The 21,602-nt window shown below is 35.8% G+C and carries 16 protein-coding genes; 9 read left to right on the top strand and 7 right to left on the bottom strand.

Translation table 11 applies throughout. The features are described 5' to 3' along the window. The first annotated feature begins 197 nt into the window (after positions 1-197). Positions 198-1,172: a polyprenyl synthetase family protein gene (locus EV197_RS00870; protein WP_130284846.1), complete on the top strand. Its 975-nt coding sequence runs from the start codon at positions 198-200 to the stop codon at positions 1,170-1,172. 79 nt (positions 1,173-1,251) lie between these two features. On the opposite strand, the gene EV197_RS00865 is transcribed toward EV197_RS00870, so the two are convergent. Next, positions 1,252-1,620 carry a hypothetical protein gene (locus EV197_RS00865; RefSeq protein WP_130284845.1) on the bottom strand — a complete coding sequence of 123 codons (369 nt, stop codon included), beginning with the start codon at positions 1,618-1,620 and terminating at the stop codon, positions 1,252-1,254. A 171-nt stretch (positions 1,621-1,791) separates the two neighbouring features. Between EV197_RS00865 and EV197_RS00860 the strand changes: the two genes are divergently transcribed. The 3 genes from EV197_RS00860 (at position 1,792) to odhB (ending at position 6,459) form a co-directional block, all read left to right on the top strand. Beyond that, positions 1,792-2,139, top strand: a complete 348-nt coding sequence (locus EV197_RS00860) for a hypothetical protein (protein WP_130284844.1) — start codon at positions 1,792-1,794, stop codon at positions 2,137-2,139. Positions 2,140-2,325: 186 nt separating this feature from the next. Beyond that, positions 2,326-5,103, top strand: a complete 2,778-nt coding sequence (locus EV197_RS00855; protein ID WP_130284843.1) for a 2-oxoglutarate dehydrogenase E1 component — start codon at positions 2,326-2,328, stop codon at positions 5,101-5,103. Between the two features lie 66 nt (positions 5,104-5,169). Further along, positions 5,170-6,459: a 2-oxoglutarate dehydrogenase complex dihydrolipoyllysine-residue succinyltransferase gene (gene odhB, locus EV197_RS00850; protein ID WP_130284842.1), complete on the top strand. Its 1,290-nt coding sequence runs from the start codon at positions 5,170-5,172 to the stop codon at positions 6,457-6,459. Positions 6,460-6,515: 56 nt separating this feature from the next. Here the strand turns inward: odhB and EV197_RS00845 are convergent, their stop codons facing one another. Together EV197_RS00845 and EV197_RS00840 are read right to left on the bottom strand one after the other, a co-directional pair. Continuing rightward, a complete protein-coding gene (locus EV197_RS00845; RefSeq protein WP_130284841.1) occupies positions 6,516-7,445 on the bottom strand; it encodes a GYDIA family GHMP kinase in 930 nt (309 codons plus the stop codon). 193 nt (positions 7,446-7,638) lie between these two features. Further along, positions 7,639-8,955 (bottom strand): hydroxymethylglutaryl-CoA reductase, degradative, encoded by a 1,317-nt coding sequence (locus tag EV197_RS00840; RefSeq protein ID WP_130284840.1) that lies wholly within the window; start codon positions 8,953-8,955, stop codon positions 7,639-7,641. A gap of 247 nt (positions 8,956-9,202) precedes the next feature. Here EV197_RS00840 and EV197_RS00835 point away from each other — a divergent pair, with 247 nt between their 5' ends. The 5 genes from EV197_RS00835 to EV197_RS00815 all read left to right on the top strand — a co-directional run bounded on the left by EV197_RS00835 (position 9,203) and on the right by EV197_RS00815 (position 16,762). Continuing rightward, complete coding sequence (locus EV197_RS00835; protein WP_130284839.1) at positions 9,203-11,371, top strand: S9 family peptidase; 2,169 nt, start codon at positions 9,203-9,205, stop codon at positions 11,369-11,371. Between the two features lie 23 nt (positions 11,372-11,394). After that, positions 11,395-12,969 (top strand): peptide MFS transporter, encoded by a 1,575-nt coding sequence (locus EV197_RS00830; RefSeq protein ID WP_130284838.1) that lies wholly within the window; start codon positions 11,395-11,397, stop codon positions 12,967-12,969. Between the two features lie 11 nt (positions 12,970-12,980). After that, positions 12,981-14,567 carry a peptide MFS transporter gene (locus tag EV197_RS00825; RefSeq protein ID WP_130284837.1) on the top strand — a complete coding sequence of 529 codons (1,587 nt, stop codon included), beginning with the start codon at positions 12,981-12,983 and terminating at the stop codon, positions 14,565-14,567. Positions 14,568-14,656: 89 nt separating this feature from the next. After that, positions 14,657-15,202: a thioredoxin family protein gene (locus EV197_RS00820; RefSeq protein WP_130284836.1), complete on the top strand. Its 546-nt coding sequence runs from the start codon at positions 14,657-14,659 to the stop codon at positions 15,200-15,202. A 240-nt stretch (positions 15,203-15,442) separates the two neighbouring features. Then, complete coding sequence (locus tag EV197_RS00815; protein ID WP_130284835.1) at positions 15,443-16,762, top strand: serine hydrolase domain-containing protein; 1,320 nt, start codon at positions 15,443-15,445, stop codon at positions 16,760-16,762. Positions 16,763-16,828: 66 nt separating this feature from the next. Here the strand turns inward: EV197_RS00815 and EV197_RS00810 are convergent, their stop codons facing one another. From EV197_RS00810 to lpxB, 4 genes are all read right to left on the bottom strand, one after another. Then, complete coding sequence (locus tag EV197_RS00810; protein WP_130284834.1) at positions 16,829-17,683, bottom strand: M57 family metalloprotease; 855 nt, start codon at positions 17,681-17,683, stop codon at positions 16,829-16,831. Between the two features lie 230 nt (positions 17,684-17,913). Continuing rightward, entirely contained in the window at positions 17,914-19,971 is a 2,058-nt protein-coding gene (locus tag EV197_RS00805) for a ComEC/Rec2 family competence protein (RefSeq protein WP_130284833.1), read from the bottom strand. Further along, positions 19,968-20,468 (bottom strand): C40 family peptidase, encoded by a 501-nt coding sequence (locus EV197_RS00800; RefSeq protein WP_130284832.1) that lies wholly within the window; start codon positions 20,466-20,468, stop codon positions 19,968-19,970. The genes EV197_RS00805 and EV197_RS00800 overlap by 4 nt, the downstream gene beginning before the upstream one ends. Before the next feature lie 18 nt (positions 20,469-20,486). Further along, the gene (gene lpxB / locus EV197_RS00795; RefSeq protein ID WP_130284831.1) at positions 20,487-21,599 is read right to left on the bottom strand and encodes a lipid-A-disaccharide synthase; all 1,113 of its coding nucleotides are present in this window, start codon (positions 21,597-21,599) and stop codon (positions 20,487-20,489) included. Between the last annotated feature and the right edge of the window lie 3 nt (positions 21,600-21,602).

Raw genomic sequence — 21,602 nt, 5'->3', positions numbered from 1 at the left:
TGTAAAGCAGGAAACTTTAAAAACATTAAAAGTTTCCAAAGTTTTACTTTTTTTTAACATCAATTTACATTACGCTAATACTACTGATGGTTTACTAAATATGGATATTGGAGGTGTTTTTAGCACTTTTTATAAGCTATTTTTATTATGCTTGTCCTTTAAATATTTGTAGTATTTTAGCACAAAAAATTAACAAAGTGCACGCAATTACTGACTACCAGGCTCATTTTTTGGCCTATCTTGATCAAAAGAATATTCAAAAAGAACCAAGAAACTTATATGAGCCTATTGAGTACATTCTTCAATTAGGTGGAAAACGATTAAGACCTGTATTGGTTTTGATGGCAACTGAGGTTTTTGATGTGCCGTATACCAAGGCGTTGGATGCAGCTTTGGCTGTGGAGGTCTTCCATAATTTTTCATTAATACACGATGATATTATGGATGAGGCCCCTTTGCGAAGAGGTAAAGAAACAGTGCATAAAAAGTGGGATATCAATACCGGAATTCTTTCTGGCGATGCCATGCTTATTAATGCCTATCAATTGTTCGAAAATTATGATGGCTCCATGTATAAGTCGCTCACTCAATTATTCACCAAAACGGCGATAGAGGTATGTGAAGGACAGCAATATGACGTAGATTTTGAAGAGCGAGATGATGTAACAATAGAGGAATACTTAAAAATGATTGAGTATAAAACTGCGGTTTTAGTGGGTGCAGCACTACAAATGGGGGCTATTGTGGCCAATGCAAGTACAGAGGATCAGCACAGAATTTACGACTTTGGCAGGTTACTGGGAATTGCTTTTCAACTACAGGATGATTATTTAGATGCGTTTGGGGATCCAGAGACCTTTGGCAAACAAGTCGGCGGCGATATTATAGAAAACAAAAAGACATTTCTATATCTGAAAGCGCTTGAACAAGGTACGCCGGATGAGCGTAAACAATTGGAAGGATTATTTTCTCTAGAAGAAGTTAATGCAGAAGAAAAGGTAGAAATGGTTAAGGGATTATATGAAAGTACACAATCTAAAACAGCTACACGGGCAGCAATAGAAAAATACACCAAACTAGCCTTTGAAACCCTATCATCACTTCAAGTTTCTAAAGAGAAAAAGGAGATGCTACAGCAGTTTGGTGAAATGTTGATGAACAGAAGTGTATAGTTTCTGGCAAAAGCACTAAAACAAGCGATTTTCCAGTAAAAAATTACAGCTGTTACCTATTGCTTAATGTATTTTTGTATTAAAAATCGGTAACTTGAGTATCTTTATTTCTGTTGATCTTTTCGATGGTTACAGATTCAAATTTTACATCGGTAGATCCTACAAAACTTTTTCCATTTTTTACATTCATAAATTTCCATTGGTAACCGTTGGACGTTAATGTAATCGGAGAGATAGCGATAGAAGAAGTAGAAATATTAAGTTGCTCTTCAATAATAGCAACTATTCTTTGTTTTATAATTGGATCAGTAACTTCTTTTGACTTTCCTTTTTTAACGTAATACGGATTGTTATTAGGATCAAAAGTTGAAGCTGTTGCTTGTTTTTTGCTAGAACATGAAGCAAGTGCTATTCCAGCAGCCAGAATAAATACGTATTTTTTCATCATAAATTTAGGGTTTTACAGTATCAAAAATATGGTATTTGCTTAAATATCAATTGTTGTTGCTTGATTTTTAGACGATTGGTTACTTCTTATAGATGAAAAACATAATTTGTGTTCTCTTAACCTATTTTCTTTTGTATTTTCAACTTAAAGTAAAGGTAATACCATAGCAACGTGTCTGAAGCATTACAAAAATCAATAGCCTTGGTAAACAATAGTATTCAAGCTAAATTGTTGGATAAAGTGATTGCACAACTCCAAAAAGATCTGGAAAGAGCAGGAGTAGTTTGTTCTAATGAATTGTTGGAAAGAGCTACGCTAATAACTGAATTGCGTCAGATTTTAACAAGACTGGTTGAAGATCATACAGATGTACTCTATACATTTTTGTACGTGGTTGATGTCTCAGAGTTTTCAATTCGACAAATCACTAATCAACAAGCCGTGCTTGAAGTTGATCATTTGTTGTATTTAATTCTAAAAAGAGAATATCAAAAAGTGCAGTATCGTGAGAATTTATAGCCTAAGATCATAAGGAAACCAATACGTATACCTTCATTTTTTTAACGAAGCTGTTACCTAAATAGTCAGATTGTTAAAATTCTAACAAAAACATTAAGAAATCTCACGTATAGCATAGCCAATAAATTGTAAATATTGTATTTTTGTGGCGTTTTGTCATGAATAAAGACACTCGAATACTTACTTATGGATAAATATTCATTTTTGAATGCGGCTCATACCGCATTTTTTGCAGAATTATACGATCAATATTTACAAAACCCCGATAGCGTAGAACCTAGCTGGCGAGCCTTTTTTCAAGGATTTGACTTTGGAGTTGAAAGTGCTGAAGAAGGTGTTGAAACTGTCTATGTAGAAAAAGAATCTGGAGATAAGGTAGCGGTTCCTCAAAATATGCAGAAGGAATTTCAGGTGATTACCTTGATTGACGCCTACAGAACACGTGGGCATCTTTTTACCAAAACTAATCCAGTAAGAGAGCGAAGAAAATATACGCCTACACTTGCGTTAGAAAACTTTGGTTTAAGTCAGGGTGATTTGAATACTACCTTCAATGCAGGAGAAATTATAGGTATTGGTCCCAATACACTTAGCAATATCATCGTTCATTTAGAAAAAATTTATTGTGATGCTATTGGTATTGAGTATATGTATATCCGAAATCCACAACAACGAGAGTGGATTCAAAATAGAGTAAACTTTAATACCAACCGCACCAAGTTTTCTAATGAGGAAAAGAAACATATTCTTAAGAAGCTAAATCAGGCGGTATCTTTTGAAACGTTTTTACATACCAAATATGTGGGTCAAAAGCGTTTTTCATTAGAAGGGGGAGAATCTTTAATTCCGGCTTTAGATGCGTTAGTAGAAAAAGCAGCCGAAATGGGGGTTCAGGAATTTGTTATGGGTATGGCGCACCGTGGTCGTTTAAATACCTTAACGAATATTTTTGGAAAAAGTCCGAAGGATATTTTTAGTGAGTTTGATGGTAAGGACTATGAAGAAGCCATTTTTGATGGTGATGTAAAATATCATTTGGGATGGACCGCAAAGCGAAAAACTGATAATGGTAAAGCCATTAATATGAATATTGCGCCAAATCCTTCGCATTTAGAAACGGTAGGTGCAGTTGTAGAAGGGATTACAAGAGCGAAGCAAGATCGTCATTATAAAGAAGATTCTTCTTGTGTATTACCTATTGTCGTACACGGAGACGCTGCAATAGCGGGACAAGGTTTAGTCTATGAGATTATACAGATGGCTCAGCTTGATGGGTACAAAACAGGAGGAACAATCCATATTGTAGTAAATAATCAAATCGGTTTTACAACTAACTATTTGGATGCAAGATCTTCAACCTATTGTACCGATGTGGGTAAAGTAACCTTATCACCAGTTTTACACGTTAATGCAGATGATGCTGAAGCTGTGGTGCATGCTATGAATTTTGCGCTAGAGTTTAGAATGGAGTTCAAACGAGATGTGTTTATTGATCTTTTAGGGTATCGTAAATATGGACACAATGAAGGAGATGAACCACGTTTTACTCAGCCAAAATTATATAAAGCTATTGCCAAACATCAGAATCCTAGAGATATTTATGCTGCTAAACTTATTGAAGAAGGTGTCATTGATGAGGATTTTGTTTCTAAATTAGAGAAAGAGTATAAAGAGGTGCTCGAAGAAGAGTTGGAAGACTCACGTAAGGTTGAAAAAACAGTGATTACGCCATTTATGCAGGATGAATGGTCTGGGTTCAGTAGAGTTCAGGAGGATGAAATGATGGATACCGTAGACACTTCTTTTGATAAAGATAAACTTACGGAGATTGCCAAGGTGATTACTAAGTTGCCAGATAATAAGAAGTTTTTACGAAAAATAGAACGGCTAATTGAGCAACGTCATAAAATGTATTTCGAGAGTGACAGTTTAGATTGGGCCATGGGAGAGTTGTTAGCATATGGCTCTTTATTAAGCGAAGGCTTTGACGTAAGGATGAGCGGACAAGATGTAGAAAGAGGAACTTTTTCGCATCGACATGCTGTGATCAAAGTTGAAGATAGCGAAGAAGAAATTATGTTGCTTAATAATTTAAGCAAAGATCAAGGTGACTTTTACATTTATAACTCCTTACTCTCTGAATATGGGGTGCTAGGTTTTGATTATGGATATGCGATGGCAAGTCCAAATACCTTAACCATCTGGGAAGCACAGTTTGGAGATTTTAGTAATGGAGCACAGATTATGATTGATCAGTATATTTCTTCAGCTGAGGATAAATGGAAATTGCAAAATGGAATTGTGATGTTGCTTCCTCACGGTTATGAAGGTCAAGGTGCAGAACATTCTTCTGCAAGAATGGAACGGTACCTTCAATTATGTGCTAAGGATAATATGTATGTAGCGGATGTAACTACACCAGCTAACCTTTTCCATTTATTACGAAGACAGCAAAAAGCGAATTTTAGAAAGCCTTTAATTGTGTTTACGCCTAAGAGTTTATTAAGACACCCTAAGGTGGTTTCTAAAATTGAAGAATTTACAGACGGTAGTTTCAAAACGGTAATTGATGACCCTTCTGCCAAAGCGAAAGAAGTAAAATCATTAGTGTTCTGTACCGGTAAATTCTATTACGACTTACTCGAGGAGAAAGAAAATAATGATAGAAAGGATGTTGCTTTAGTTCGTTTAGAGCAGTTATTTCCATTACCCACAAAGGAAATGGATAAATTAATCAAAAAGTATAATAAGGCAGAGGAAATCGTTTGGGCACAAGAAGAACCTAGAAACATGGGGGCACTGAGTCATATACTGATGCATTATGATAAAGCCACTACCTTTAGGTTTGCGAGTAGAAGACCTTATGGGGCTCCTGCTGCAGGTAGTGCTACACGATCAAAACGCAGACATCAAGAAGTAATTGACTATGTGTTTGATAAGTCAAAAAATAACCAAAGAAGATAGTTAACCAACATAAGAATTAGTTTTTCCCGGTAAACGGGATGATATCAAAAAGATAAATTCAAGATTATGGCTTTAGAAATGAAAGTCCCTTCTCCGGGAGAATCAATAACCGAAGTAGAAATAGCACAATGGCTTGTTGAAGACGGAGATTATGTAACTAAAGATCAGGCAATCGCTGAAGTTGATAGTGATAAAGCAACCTTAGAGCTTCCTGCGGAAGCTAGCGGAATCATTACCCTTAAAGCGGAAGAGGGCGATACCGTTGAGGTAGGACAGGTGGTATGCTTAATTGACACCGATGCCCCAGCACCAGATGGTAATGCCGATAATGAAGGAGACGAAGGCGGTAAAGGAAATGCGGCTATGGATGTTGATAAACAACGAGATCAAAAAGATCAATCTGCAGATAGCCCTAAAGCAGCTGCCAAAACAGAGACTCCTTCTAAGCCGACAACACCAGCACAAAAACAGGATACCTATGCAACAGGATCTGCATCTCCGGCAGCTAAAAAGATTTTAGCGGAGCGAGATATTGATGCATCACAAGTTAAAGGTACCGGAAAAGATGGTAGAATAACTAAGGCAGATGCCTTAGATGCTAAACCGTCTATGGGAACTCCTGGGCCAGGTAGTAGAGGTGAAGAGCGTAAGAAACTCTCTATGTTGCGCAGAAAGGTAGCCGAAAGATTGGTGTCCGTAAAGAATGAAACGGCAATGCTGACTACTTTTAACGAAGTAAACATGCAGCCTATTTTTGATTTACGAAATCAATATAAAGAAGAGTTTAAGAGTAAGCACGGTGTTGGATTAGGCTTTATGTCATTCTTTACTTTGGCGTGTGTGCGTGCATTACAAATGTATCCAGCTGTAAATTCCATGATTGATGGTAAGGAAATGATCTCATACGATTTTCAAGATATTAGTATTGCAGTATCTGGACCTAAAGGACTAATGGTACCTGTGATCAGAAATGCTGAAAATTTAAGTTTTAGAGGAGTGGAGTCTGAGGTTAAACGTTTAGCGACCAGAGCTAGAGATGGACAGATTACTGTTGATGAAATGACCGGTGGTACTTTTACCATTACTAATGGAGGAGTATTCGGTAGTATGCTTTCTACTCCAATTATAAACCCTCCACAGAGTGCCATCTTAGGTATGCATAATATTGTAGAAAGACCTATTGTAAAGGACGGTAATATTATTGTTGCTCCAATAATGTATGTGGCCTTATCTTATGACCATAGAATTATTGACGGTAAGGAATCAGTTGGGTTCTTAGTAGCTGTAAAAGAAGCGCTAGAAAATCCAGAAGAATTATTGATGGATAATAAGGTGAAGAAAGCCTTAGAATTATAAAAAAGTTTTTAATCCGCGATTAGAAAGCCTCTTGAATTTATTCAGAGGCTTTTTTTCTAAAGCACCATATCCTCATAAGCGAGTATGGTATGGTAGCCCTTAGCTTTAAAATATTCCATGTCTTGAGCTGTGCCTGTGGCTAAAACAAAATCACCACCCCATCCGCCTAAGCTTTTTATACTACCCGGATAGTCACTAAATAATTTAGATTTTACTGTAGGTGTTTTGATGATTTTTGAGATTATAGCTTCGTGTTGATCAATTAATGCTCTAAAATCTTCGAGTTTATCACATTGAAGTATACCTTCAGTGATCTGATTGACTGAAGTTTCTGCGGTATCAAATTCTTTGAGAGGCAAAGACTGGTAATGCTTAATGGATTCTTTACTATCCTGTTTTTGATTCAGATGAACAAAAAATAATTGTTCTTTAAATGGTGGGTTAAATGTTACTTCTTGCACATTAGGTTTACCACCTCTCTTATATATTAAAGGCGAATCGTGCTGTGCACAAGCGATATCATAACCACTTCCACCAAAACAAGCATCTAGCAATTTAAAACCATCTATCACTGCCCACTGTGCAATATTATTGATTAAAGTAGAAGAAGATCCTAGGCCCCAATTGCGATTGAATTCCAATTTGGTTTTAATCCAAACTCCTTTATTTTTTGCTAAAAACTTGGGGTTAAGTTCTTTTGCACAATTAAGGATAGTGGTTAAGGTTTCTGATAATTTTTGGTATTCTTCGGTTCTTTGATCGTTTGGTTTAACAGTAACAGTTCCATCATTGAGATAAAATTCATCCTTATACCATACATTGTTATTTTCATCGAAGCTAGTCCATAATATACCTTCTTCTTGGTGTTCTTCTACAGTCAGCCATTGGCCTTTTTGGGTAGGTAGTGCTAGTGCTTTGGCACCATCTAATACTAAATACTCTGCGGTTAACAATAATTTTCCGTGGCTGTAGAAAGACTCCTTCATCCTATGTTTAGCGGTGTTAGTTGGGTTTGTGTTGATGGTTTATGAACATAACAAGATCCATCTAATTCCAAAGGACCAAATTATGATGAGCTGCAAAATAGTAATTTTGATTTTAATGAAATAATTAATTGAATACTTTAAACGTACTAATTGAATTACTGATCTGAATATGAAATTAATATGATTTTGAATACTATGATCTTAACTTTTCAAGCAATTGTTCCACTGCACTATAGGAAACCGTATTGTTTTTAAAAAACGAAACTGCTTCGTTCTTTTCATTTTCAGAAGCATTGAACTGATTCAAGATGTTCATTAAGTGCATTTTCATATGGCCTTGTTGTATGCCTGTTGTGATTAAGGAGTTGATCGCCGCGAAATTTTGAGCCAAACCTGCTACGGCAACAATTTTCATCAATTGTTTTGCATTAGGATTACCCAGTAGTTGTAATGCAAATTTTACTAGTGGATGTAGGTTAGTTAGACCGCCAACAGTTCCAAGTGCTAATGGGATTTTAATACTAAAAGTAAATTGATCATTTTCAATAGTTGCCTTGGTAAGGCTCTTGTAACTTCCTTCTTTAGCCGCATAAGCGTGAGCACCCGCTTCTATGGCTCTAAAGTCATTACCTGTAGCCAAAACCACTGCATCAACCCCATTCATAATACCTTTGTTATGGGTAACCGCCCTATAGGGTTCTATTTGAGCGATATGAACGGCTCTCACAAATTTTTCTGCATACTGTTTTGCAGATAGCTGGGGGGTATTTGGAAAATCGCTAATTGGACAACTAACAGATGCGCTAACAACACAATCAGGCACATAATTAGATAAAATACTCATTACAATTTCAAAATCCTGTAGCTTGATAATATCTTTGGGTGATGTTTCTGCACACGCCAATAAGGTCTCTGCAAACTTTTCGAGGCAAGAGTTGATAAAATTGGCGCCCATGGCATCCACAGTCTCAAAGGTGCAATGCAATTGATAGTAATGGGCTAAATCATTCGATTTATTGACCAGTTGAATGTCCCTAATTCCACCTCCGCGTTTTTCCATTTTGGCAGTTAATTCTTTAACCGATGCTAATAGCGTGGGCTTTATATCCTGAAAAAACTCGGATAAAACTGTAGCTTCGCCTTGATACATAAAGTGAACCTGGCCGACTTTGGTTGTGGCTAATACTTCGGCTTTAAAACCGCCACGTGTTAACCAAAATTTAGCAGCTTTACTAGCTGCAGCTACAACACTACTTTCTTCTATGGTCATAGGAATGGTATAACGCTCTCCATTGATTAAAAAATTCGGTGCCACGGAAAAAGGCAGGTAATAATTAGATATTGTGTTCTCCGTAAACTCATCGTGGAGTTGCTGCAGTTGTTCATCCGAATTCCAATACTTTTTTAAAGTAGCTATCGCTTGTACTTCATCGTTAAAATGATGCGCTGCCAGCCATTTTATTTTATCGTCTTTAGAAAGTTTTGAAAATCCAGATATTGTTGGAGCCATTGGTTTATATATTAAAAAAACGCTTCAAAGATACTATTCTGTTTTGTTTTTTAGCGGTTTCTGATAATTGGATTAGTTTTTGATACGCAACTCATAGTTTTTGCATCCAATGACTTTATAAAATATTTAATAAAATCTTAAAAATTCAGCCTACACGTGCTTCAGATTTATTGTATTTAACAGCAATTGTTGTATTTTTCGCAGATTTTTTAGTATTCTTGGCGTTATCAAAAATTAAAATTTACCTATGAAGATCACAAAGTTATTTCTTGGAATCCTTTTATTTATTGGGGTTTCCGGTATTGGACAGAATAAATCTTTTTCTTTACAAGAGATATGGGGTGGGGCTTTTCGAACAGAAGGTCTTCAGTCATTACATCCCTTAAATAACGGAACACAGTATTCGGTTTTAGAAAGAGATCCTACTGGTAATACCGTAATTCAGGTATATGATTACGCTTCTGGTCAAAAATCCAAGGTGATTTTGAGTACTTCATTCATTGATGAGCTCGATAGTTTTCAAGGGTATACTTTTAGTAAAGATGAAAGAAGAATATTGATTGCTACAGAAATGGAGCAGATTTACAGGCGATCTAGCCGAGGAATATACTATATATACGACGTACCTTCTCAATCTATTTTTAAGCTTCATGATAAGAAAATACAATCACCATTACTATCGCCAGATGGTAATAAGGTAGCATATGTGCTAGATAATGATATTTATACGTTAGACTTCACCACCGGGAAAGAGATTCAATTAACTAACGACGGTAAGAAAAATGCCATCATCAATGGATTGACCGACTGGGTGTACGAAGAGGAATTTAGCTTTGTTCGCGCATTTGACTGGAATAAAAGCAGTGATAAAATTGCATTTATCCGTTTTGATGAGCGCGAAGTGCCTGAGTTTTCTATGGATGTCTACGCTAATGAATTATACCCACAACAAGATGTATTTAAATACCCAAAGGCGGGTGAGAAGAATGCAGTAGTATCGCTGCATATTGCAGATATCAAAGCAATGGCTTTGGATGAAATAAAACTAGGTGATTATAAGGATTTCTATATTCCTCGAATTAAGTGGACAGAGAAGCCAAATATCCTTAGTGTACAGGTAATGAATAGGCATCAAAATAATCTCGATCTAATCTTTGTTGACGCCGGTACAAAGGCGCCAAAGGTAGTTATGAACGAAACAGATGAAGCTTATATAGACATCACGGATAACCTTACATTTTTAGAAGACAATAGTTTTATCTGGACGAGTGAAAAGGATGGATTTAATCATATCTATCATTATGCGGAAGACGGTAAATTGATCAATCAAGTTACCAAAGGACCTTGGGAAGTTACTGCATATTACGGTTTTGATCCAAAAAGTAAAACCGTTTACTACCAAAGTGTAGAAAATGGAAGTATTAATAGAGATGTCTATGCAATTTCCTTAGATGGGAGTAATAAAAAACGATTAAGTCAAAAGGAGGGAAGCAATGATGCAGAATTTAGTGCTGACTTTACCTATTATATAAATACATTTTCTAATGTAGAAACTCCTTATTTGTTTACACTTCATAAAGGATCAAATGGCGAGTTGGTGCGCGAGATTAAAAACAATAAAGAATTACAGGATAAGTTAGCAGGCTATAAGTTTATTAAAAAGGAGTTTTCTACGATTGATATCAATGGAGAAACCTTAAATATGTGGACGATTAAACCAAAAGATTTTGATCCATCCAAGAAATACCCTCTTTTTATGTATCAATATAGTGGTCCAGGATCGCAATCGGTAAAGAACGCTTGGAACAGCGCTAATGATTATTGGTATATGATGCTGGCCGATCAAGGCTATATTGTTGCCTGTGTAGATGGTAGGGGAACTGGTTTTAAAGGAGCCAAGTTCAAAAAATCAACACAAAATGACTTAGGTAATCTTGAGGTGCAGGATCAAATAGCCGCCGCGAAAAAATTGGGTGCTTTACCACATATAGATGCCTCTCGTATCGGAATATGGGGATGGAGTTATGGAGGATTTATGTCTAGCAACTGTTTATTTAAGGGGCCGGATACCTTCAAAATGGCAATTGCCGTGGCGCCGGTAACTAGTTGGAGATTTTATGATACTATTTATACCGAACGTTACTTAAAGACTCCACAAGAAAATGCAGCGGGTTATGATAAAAATTCGCCAATCAATTTTGTGGATGGACTTAAAGGTGAGTATTTATTAGTGCACGGAAGTGCCGATGATAATGTACACGTACAAAATACCATGCGTTTGGTTGAGGCATTAGTCCAGGCCAATAAACAATTTGATTGGGCAATTTACCCAGATAAAAACCACGGTATCTATGGCGGCTTTACCAGACTGCACCTGTATACCAAAATGACCAACTTCATCAAAGAAAATTTATAAACAAATCAATTTAATATAACATAATGGCAAATACGGTTAAAGCAGCTCATCAAAAGGAGCTTTTTGGACATCCTGTGGGATTGTATATACTTTTCTTTACCGAGATGTGGGAACGATTCTCTTATTATGGGATGCGAGGAATCTTAGTTCTTTATTTAACAGCTAAAACCAGAGGAGATAATCCTGGATTGGGCTGGCTAGATGGTGAAGCGCTTTCATTATACGGTTGGTATACCATGCTGGTGTATGTAGCGTCAATTCCAGGAGGAATTATAGCGGATAAGATTTTAGGACAAAAAAGATCTGTAATGATAGGAGGCCTACTATTAGTAGCTGGTCACGGTATTCTTTCTATAGAAGAAATGTGGGCATTTTATACCGGGTTGGGATTAATTATTTCTGGAGTTGGTTTATTGAAGCCAAACATCTCAACACTAGTAGGAGGTTTATACAAGCAAGGTGATGAACGAAGAGACAAAGGGTTTTCTATTTTTTATATAGGTATCAACGTTGGAGCAGCTTTGGCTAGTTTAGTAGTAGCCGTAGTAGCTGACGAGTATGGATGGCACGCAGGATTTGGTTTAGCAGCTATTGGTATGGTATTAGGTCAGGCGGTATATATGTTAGGTCAAAAATATATCGTTCATGTAGGTAACCAACCGATGAAATCTATAGGAACCGATAAAGATGATAATGTATCTATAGGCCAAATTTTTAAAGAACAATTTTCTTCTACTGTACCATTATCGGTTACAATTGCATTAGCGATACTTTCTTCAGCTGTCGCGTATATCTATATAGACAGTCAAAAAATAGCTTATATTCTTTTTTTCCTGTTTTTGTCTTTAGTGGTTGGTATGATGATTACAATCTACAGAGATCTAAAATCAAAGGTTGAAAAAGATAGATATATTGTATTACTACTTTCATTTATAATTGTTATTGTTTTTTGGGGAGCTTTTGAGCAAGCCGGTGGGTTAATGAATTTATATGCAAAAAATAGAACAGATAGAATGTTGCTTGGGTATGAAATTCCAGCAGCAGTTTTTCAATTCTTCAACCCTTTTTATATCATATTATTTGCTGTTCCGGTAGCTAATTTTTGGTTATGGTGGAAACATAGAGGAAAAGAAGCTTCTTCGCTGTTTAAAATGGCCAACGGTGTTATCATCATGGGATTAGGCTTTGTATTTATGGTATTTGCTTCTATGCAGTATGAAGAACTAGGAGAGTCAGCTATGTATTGGTTAGTATTAGCATATCTTTTCCATACGGTAGGAGAGTTATGTGCTTCGCCAGTAGCGTTATCTTTTATAACCAAACTTGCGCCTATGCGTTATGGAGCACTAATGATGGGCGTCTATTTTGCTGCCACAGGCTTAGGTAATAAAGTAGCAGGACTAATTGGTGAGTCTGCTTCAGAGGCAGGAGAACTAACCATATTTTCTGGTATCACGATCTTTTGTGTGATTTTTGGAATTTTAGTGATTTTACTTCTAAAACCTTTAAAGCGTTTAACGCATAAAGCTGAGGATTTAAAGCCAACAGACTATAATGAAGAAACTGAAGGATTTGAATTAGCAGATAAACCTAATTAATAATTGTAGCTATGGATATTACAATGTGGATCATGATTGTTGGATGGATCTTTGTATTACTATGGGTGCCATTCATCATTTTCACCAATAAAAACACCCATCCAAGAGCCTTATTTGTGCTTTTCTTTGCTGAAATGTGGGAGCGATTTTCCTATTATGGAATGAGGGCTTTACTAACCCTCTACATGGCTAAGGTTTTGTTTATTGATCTAGCACAAAATGTAGCAGAAGCAAAGGCTTACGGTATTTACGGTTCTTATACGGCAATGGTGTATTTGTTTCCGGTGCTTGGCGGCTTGGTAGCTGACAAACTTCTTGGATTTAAAAAAACCATTATCTGGGGTGGTTTTTTAATGGCTTTAGGCCATTTTATATTAGCATTACAAGGTATAGAAGGTTTAGAAGGTAATTTGATATTCTTTTTTACTGCTCTTGCGTTCATCATTGTAGGTAATGGCTTCTTTAAACCTAATATAAGTTCTTTTTTAGGGACTTTTTATGAAATGGATGATCCAAGAAAGGATGGTGCTTTTTCTATATTCTATATGGGAGTAAATATCGGAGCCTTTTTATCGACCTTGACTTGTGGTTATGTTGGTCAGCAAATCAACTGGCATTATGGTTTTGGTCTAGCGGGAATTGGAATGGTTGTAGGATTAATCGTTTTCTACTTATTTTCAAAAGGATCAGGTTTTGAAGGTAAAGGTTTACCTCCTAAAGAGGTTTTAGAAGGAAATAAAAAATTTCTAGGTTTCAAGCCAGAAATAGGTATTTATATCATATCTCTTTTAGCTATACCAGTTTGTGCCTTTTTCTTGGACTTGGATGAGGTAATGTCTGCTATTTTAATTGTAACTTCTTTGGTTATCATAGGATATTTAATTTTTGTTTCTTTAAATAATAAAGATAAAGTAGAGGGAAGAAAACTGTTAGTAGTTGTGGTTTTATTCTTTTTTCATGCTGTTTTCTGGGCTTTGTTTGAACAAGCTGGTGGAAGTCTTACTATTTTTACGGATAAAAATGTAGATCGTTTGGTAGGTGGAACTGAAATACCAGCATCTATTTTTCAAAGTTTGAATCCTTTATTTATAATGTTATTTGCTCCCTTGTTTTCGTGGATATGGCTTCGCTTAAATAAGGCAAAAAAGGAGCCTAGTACACCAATGAAATTTGTTTTAGGATTGACTCAGTTGGCTTTAGGTTTTGCTGTTATTGTAATTGGCGCTAAGTTTTTTGCATCTGACGATGGCTTAGTACCTATAGCGTTTTTAGCCATTATGTATTTATTACACACTACTGGTGAGCTTTCTCTTTCTCCGGTAGGATTATCCATGGTTACTAAATTATCACCTGCTAAAGTAGTTGGTTTTGTAATGGGCGCTTGGTTTTTGTCCATTGCATTAGCAAATAAAATGGCTGGTTTGATTGGTACTTTAACCACTAGCGAAAAAGTTGATGAGAATACGGCAGCCAGTGTCACTTTAGATATTTATACGAACACCTATTTAATTTGGGGTGTTGCCGTGGTTGGAGGTGCAGCATTACTTTTATTAGTTTTAGTACCTTTGCTTAGAAAATGGATGGGAGGCATTCATTAAGAATGAATTAGGAACAATTTTTGTTGCTAAAAAAACGTAATAAAAATGGTAGTGTATGCCATTTCAAGAATAAATTAAATTGTGAACACATGAGAAACCTACTTATTGTATTTGTGTTTCTTGTTACGGCCTTTGCCCAGGCTCAGCAAGAAATCAAATGGATGACGATGAATGAAGCGTTAGCGGCTCAGGAAAAAGAGCCTAAAAAGATTTTTATGGATGTGTATACCGATTGGTGTGGTCCTTGTAAATTATTGGATAAAAGAACTTTTCATAATAAAGATGTAGTAAACTACGTTAACCAACATTTTTATGCAGTTAAGTTTAATGCCGAAGGTAATGAGGACATTACCTATAACAATTTTACGTATACAAATCCTAATTATGATGCTAGTAAAAAAGGTAAACGTAATAGTCAACACTTTTTTGCTAACGCATTAAAAATAACAGGTTATCCAAGTATCGTATTTTTTGATGAAAACGGTAAACTGATTGCTCCGGTGGTGGGTTTTAAAACTCCGCAACAATTGGAGCTTTACCTTAAAATGGTAAAAAAGGATGATTATAAAACACTGACGTCAGCAGAAGCTTGGCAGGCGTATGAAAAATCATTTGTCGCCACGTTTTCGAATTAAAGTAAAACAGTTTAAGTATAAAAAGCCTTTTGACTATTCAAAAGGCTTTTTATCGTTTAAAAGGTATGTAATTACGACGAACAACACAATCTGTCAAAAAAAATACCATTTTACGTTAGGTTTTTTCTTATAAATTTTTATCTTCGCGTTAATTGTTTCAGAATTAACATAATAACATATAAACTCAAATCTTATACCCAGGATTCTAAACCCTAATGAAGTGAAGAATCCACACTACTTATGAAGAAATTGACAATCATAGCCGCCCTATCTATGTTGTTGATCGCTGTGCTTTTTTCGTTTGCATCTGCAGATCAGCCGGATATACAAAATGATCTCCATACTTCCTTAGCAGCGAAGGATAAAAAGTATCAACCTACTAAATTTAATATTCCTGATTGGTTTCAAATGAAGCTTAGGGATTCGCTCAACGCCTATTTTCAAAAAGCCATTGATCAAAAATTAATTGTGGGTGCCTCTGTAGCTATTGTGCAGTGTGACTCAATTATTTATGCAGATGGATTCGGTATGCGAAATACTAAAGAACAGGATCGCGTTAATCGGAAAACAGTTTTTAGAATTGGTTCAGTTTCTAAAGGTTTCGCCGGAATATTATCGGGTATACAGGTAGAAAAAGGTTTGCTAAACTGGGATGATAAAATAATTGATTATGTACCAGAGTTTAGATTGGCCAATAAAAGATTTACCAATGAAATTACCTTAGAAAAGGTATTATCTCATACTACTGGTTTGCCCTATCATAGTTATACAAACTTAGTTGAAGACGGGTTGTCCTTAGAAGAAATAGCTGCGCGATTTTCGGTTATTAAAACCTTGAACAAACCAGGTGAACTGTACAATTACCAAAATGCAGTATTCGCATTAAGCGGCTCTCTTATAGAAAAATCTACCAATAAGCCATATACCTCTATTATTGCTAATGACATCTTTAAGCCATTAGGTATGCTGACCGCTTCAACTACTTACGAAGATTTTGTTAATAATGAAAATATTGCGTTACCCCATAGAAGAATGTATGGTAGTTGGAGACCTTTAAAAATTAATAAAAAATATTACAATGCTATCGCTGCAGGTGGCGTAAATGCCAGTGCAGAAGATATGGGTAAGTATATGAAAATGTTATTAGGCTATAAACCTGATGTAATTAGCCCAATGGGTCTAGAGGAAGTTTTTAAACCACGAGTGCAGGTTGGTGGTAGACGTAATTATTATCAAAGATGGCCAGGTTATGTTTCTTCACATTATGCGCTGGGATGGAGGCATCATACTTTTAAGGATGAAGTATCTGGAGCACTAAAAAATATCATCCATCACGGAGGACACGTAAACAGTTATCGCAGTGAAATCGCTGTATATCCTGAAGAAGATCTTGGCATAACGGTATTGTTCAATACACCTACTACATTGGCAAGAACGGTGATACCTGATATTAGAGGAATAATTAAGGCTATAAAAAGCCAAAGCCAAAAGGATGAGTATTTAGAGGAGTCTATTGTAACTAATAATAAGAAGCTAAATAAACAAACTACGTTACTGTAAGTTTTCATTTATTGAATAAAATAAAATAAGTAAAGTCCGGGTTGAAGTACCCGGACTTTGTACTTTTTAATATAAGATATTTAAAGCATCCTTATCCGATTGTGTAAATTCTCCATCCTCTGAGGTGTTAAAACAAGAGAGCATCAAGGAATCTGCATAAGGCGACCAAGGTGTTCCAGGGATCCAAATCGCTGCAGGATTTACAGAAGGTTCTGCAGGGAAAGGCCCTGTGTAACCACAACTCCATCTGTTATACCAATCCTGATGTCTAAACCCTACACTATGGCCAATTTCGTGTCCCATTACATGTTCCACAACATTATAACTATAGGTAGCACTATCCAAACCAGAATTAATTCTTATATATCGATTGGGTCGACCACTAGAGGTCGGAAACCCAGCGGACCCACCAGCTGGTCCTGTAACTTTGTAAACTACCATATCTGCGTTGGTTTGATTGGTGCCAAAGGTCAACGTAAAATTTAGTGTATTAGGTAAGGCATTATAATTAGCTATGGCCCAGGATAACGCTGTTCTCATTTTAGGCGTTAAAGCATACGATCCACCGGTCCATCCCAATACTCTAATATTTCTATACGGAGGTGCGACCAGATAATCTGAGCGGTATTGTTTGCTTAGATCATCGCCTGTGGGCATCTCCTTGTATTCATTTAGTTTGTCTATTGGTAAAGAAATATCACCCGAAACAATATGTCTTTCGGTACTTCCATCTGGTAGTGGTACTTCTTTAATAAGTACGTCATCGGTATTTACTCCAATTTTGTCAAGTTTTTCTAGTTGTTCTTTACTAGGTTTCAATTGAACTTCTTCTAAGGTAGGTTCTGATATTTCGTTTTTCTGACAAGAGAATAACGAACCCACGATTATAGCACTTAAGGCTAAAAACTGAACTTTTTTCATAATAATAATGGTTTAAAGATTTATGTTTTAGTTACTTCAATAGTATATTCAAACAAGCGAGGTAGGGTCTTGTAATTCTTTGATGTACTATCTAAATTAAGTGGGGATAAGTAAATGCGAGAGTTTTTCTAACTGTATACAAATGTACAGACTGAATAGTGATCAGTAAAGGGGCTTTTACCTGAAAAGCAAAGGTTAAATAACTTATATTCAGATATATAATCGAGTGTTTATGGGGTTAATTTCATTCTAAAAGCACCATTCGTTCTTGTATCATAAAACGAAACCTTAAATGCGCTACAACTGTTAGTCCAGCGTTGGATATAACTTGAATAGTTACTTGCATCTGCAATGACAATGGATGGTTTGATACGGGTCAATACTCTATTCAGATTAACCTGTGGAGAGTTAGATAATAGAATAATATCTGTATCCAAAGGGATTAAAGCATCTACGAAACTGCTATCTATTACGGCAATCGTTTTATTTTGGATTTTATAAACGTTACTCAGTTTTTTAAACTTGGTAGACAATATGCCCCGATTGGTTACATAGCCTTTAAGTAGAAAATCGCGTTGTGTAACAGATAGGCTATCCCTATGATAGATATGTAATTGCTGTTTATCCTTTACAGCAACGATACTGTTTTTGTATTGATTATAGACAATCAACTCTGAATGGTTATTGTTTGTATATACCTTGTATACGCATGAAATTGAAAATAAGCTCAGAAAAGTCACCACGCTTAATTTTCTATTAAGGGAATTCTTCTTCATAAGACGATACGTTGCAAAGAGCAATACAACAGCAGAAACCAACATCCATTTGTCAAAAGGAATCTCTGTAATAGTGAAAGTGTCATAACTAGCCACTGTAGCAGCCACCCAGTTTATCATATCAATAAGATACCCGAAAAGTGTTACTAGTATCGCAGGTAAAAGATCAAATAAGGCTAAAATAATAACTAAAATACCGAAGGCAACAACGGTACCTAAAAATGGAAGAATTAACAGGTTAGTAATAAAAAATAATATTGGAAATTGATGAAAATAATAAAGGCTAAGTGGTAAAATACCCAATTGTGCCGCCAGTGTTACCGTAAGTATCGACCACAATTTTTTATTAATAATGAACCGTGGTTTGTACAGCGATTGTAACAAAGGTTGTATACTTACAATTGCTATCACCGCACAATAACTAAGCTGAAAACCTACATCAAAAATAATCAAAGGTTGAAAAAGCAGTATCAAAAAAGCAGAAATGAAAACGGCATTCAAAATAGACTTCGTACCATTAAATGCAGTAGTAATTCCAAGAATTGAAAACATGGTAACTGCTCTTAGTACCGAAGGTGAAAAGCCTGTGAGTCCTGCAAAACACCATAACACTCCGATTATTATAATGAGCTTAAAAGTTTTACCCTTTTTAAAATGAATTAAAGGGTTCAACAACAGTAATAATATGCCATATAGTAATCCAACGTGTAAACCAGATACCGCAAGAATATGGATTAGACCTGCTTTTTGATAATTGGAGTTGAGTTCTTTGTTGATATCCTGTCGTTGACCCAATAATAGCGCATTGATAATACTCAATTGATTAGGTGTAAAATCATAGGCTTCGATCCGTTTATTAATTAAACTCCTAATATCATCGGTTAGGGATAAAATACCAGTATTACGTCTTATTGTAATACTATTATTAGCATTCATTGCAATTTGATGATAAATCTCTTTGTTTTTAAGATAAAGGGCATAATCAAACTGATCTGGGTTTAATGGTTTCTCTATTGGCAATACATTACTTTTACTAAAATAAACAGTGCCTATTTTAGGTACTTCCAGGGAGTCCGATTTCTTAACTTTTACGAGTAATTTACCTTGAGTAGGGATAGTATCTACAGCAACTATTTGAGCTATATAACGGTTATAAGTTGAGGTAGGTTTTAATCGTTCTTTTATTTCGAAGGTAAGTGATGGCTCTTGTTCGTAATGTTGTGTTTCGAGATGATTGGTATAATGATTTGGATTGTTTTTTGGAGCGTTGAAATACACTAAAAGGCTACCAAAACAAGTAAAAAACAGGATAATAGATACCAAGGCTAAAACCCCCGTTTTTTGATGTTTCTGTAATAGTAAAAGGTTAGTAATTAGTAAAAGTACAGCAACACCTAATAGAAAAAAGAGGACAGTGACAGGGACAAGTTCATAATACCCTAGTAATACTCCAATCATGGTAAATATTGTAATCAATACAAAGGGAGTATGTTGTAGGGTATTAGTGTTCATAATATTCTACGTGCCCCAACGAAGCAGTTGTTCCAATATTTTTCGTCCAGGTTAGAAATGATCACCCCTCTGGATGTAGAAGCGTGAATAAATTGTATTCCATCATCTGTTTGTACCACTAACCCCACATGATTAATCACATTTTTATTTTTATTGGTTTTAAAAAATAGTAAATCGCCTATTGTTGCTTTTTTTAGTGGAACAGCTTTACCTTGCGTAGCCATAGCTCTAGAGGTTCTGGGTAACACTACAGCCTCTTTCTTAAAAGAGGTGTATATCAAGCCTGAGCAATCCATGCCTCTTTTGGTAGTGCCACCATACTTATACTGTGTTCCTTGAAATGTTTTGGCGTAATCAATTATGCTTTTTACTTTTTTTGGTGTTTTGCTTTTCTTTTTACTAATAATCGGACTATTAGTAGCTGCTACACTTTTTTTTGAACCGCCACACCCTATAAATAGAAGGCTTAGCATAAATAAAAATAGTATTTTTTTCATTTTGGGTAAATTTAAAAATCACGTTATAGCTTCAACTATGAGCTTTGCTGTTGTATCACTAGCGCCTCGACCACCTAATTTTTTTTCCAAATCATAATAGTCTAAAAACATTACGGCACGCTTGTAGTCATCCAGAATTATCGTTAGCTCATTTTGTAAGGAAGCCGGATTAAAATCATCCTGAATCAATTCTTTAACTACAGGTTTATCCATAATTAGATTGACAAGTGAAATGTACTCTAGATTAATAACGCGTTTAGCGATCTGATATGATATGGCGCTACCTTTATAACAAACCACTTCTGGCACTTTAAATAAGGCGGTTTCTAATGTAGCTGTACCAGAGGTTACAATCGCGGCATTACTTAAGCTTAATAAATCATACGTTTGATTCATCACCAGATGCACATTTTTATATCCAATGAAGGGTTTATAAAACTCCGCATCCTGGCTGGGTGCACCAGCAATTACGAATTGGTAATCCTTGAATTGCTCTACAATACTGAGCATTATGGAAAGCATCTTGGTAATTTCTTGCTTTCTACTTCCGGGTAAAACAGCGATGATAGGCCTTTCGTCCAATCCATTTTTGGTTCTAAAGGATTTGGGTAATATTTGCTCATGATCCGCTATGGCATCAATAAGTGGGTGACCGACAAAATGAACTGGAAAATTATGCTTTTCTTCGTAGAATTTCTTTTCAAAAGGAAGTATCACATACATCGCATCAATAGATTGTTTAATATTTTTTATTCTTCCTTCTTTCCAGGCCCATATTTGTGGTGAGATATAATAATGCGTTTTGAATCCCTCTTTTTTGGCCCAACTCGCTATTCTAAGATTAAAGCCGGGATAGTCTATAAATATGATAACGTCAGGTTGAAAAGTAAGGATATCTTTTTTACAATTTTTTAGATTTTTCAGAATGGTAAAAAGATTTAGCAGGACCTCTACAAATCCCATAAAAGCGAGTTCTCTATAATGCTTCACCATAGTACCTCCAACAGCTTGCATAAGATCACCGCCCCAAAACCTAAACTCCGCGTTAGGATCTTGTTTAAGGATGGATTTCATAAGGTTGGAACCGTGTAGGTCACCTGAAGCTTCTCCTGCAATGAGATAGTATTTCATCGA

The organism is Aquimarina brevivitae, from assembly GCF_004216895.1.
Lineage (GTDB): Bacteria > Bacteroidota > Bacteroidia > Flavobacteriales > Flavobacteriaceae > Aquimarina > Aquimarina brevivitae.
This window is presented reverse-complemented; position numbering and strand designations above follow the sequence as displayed.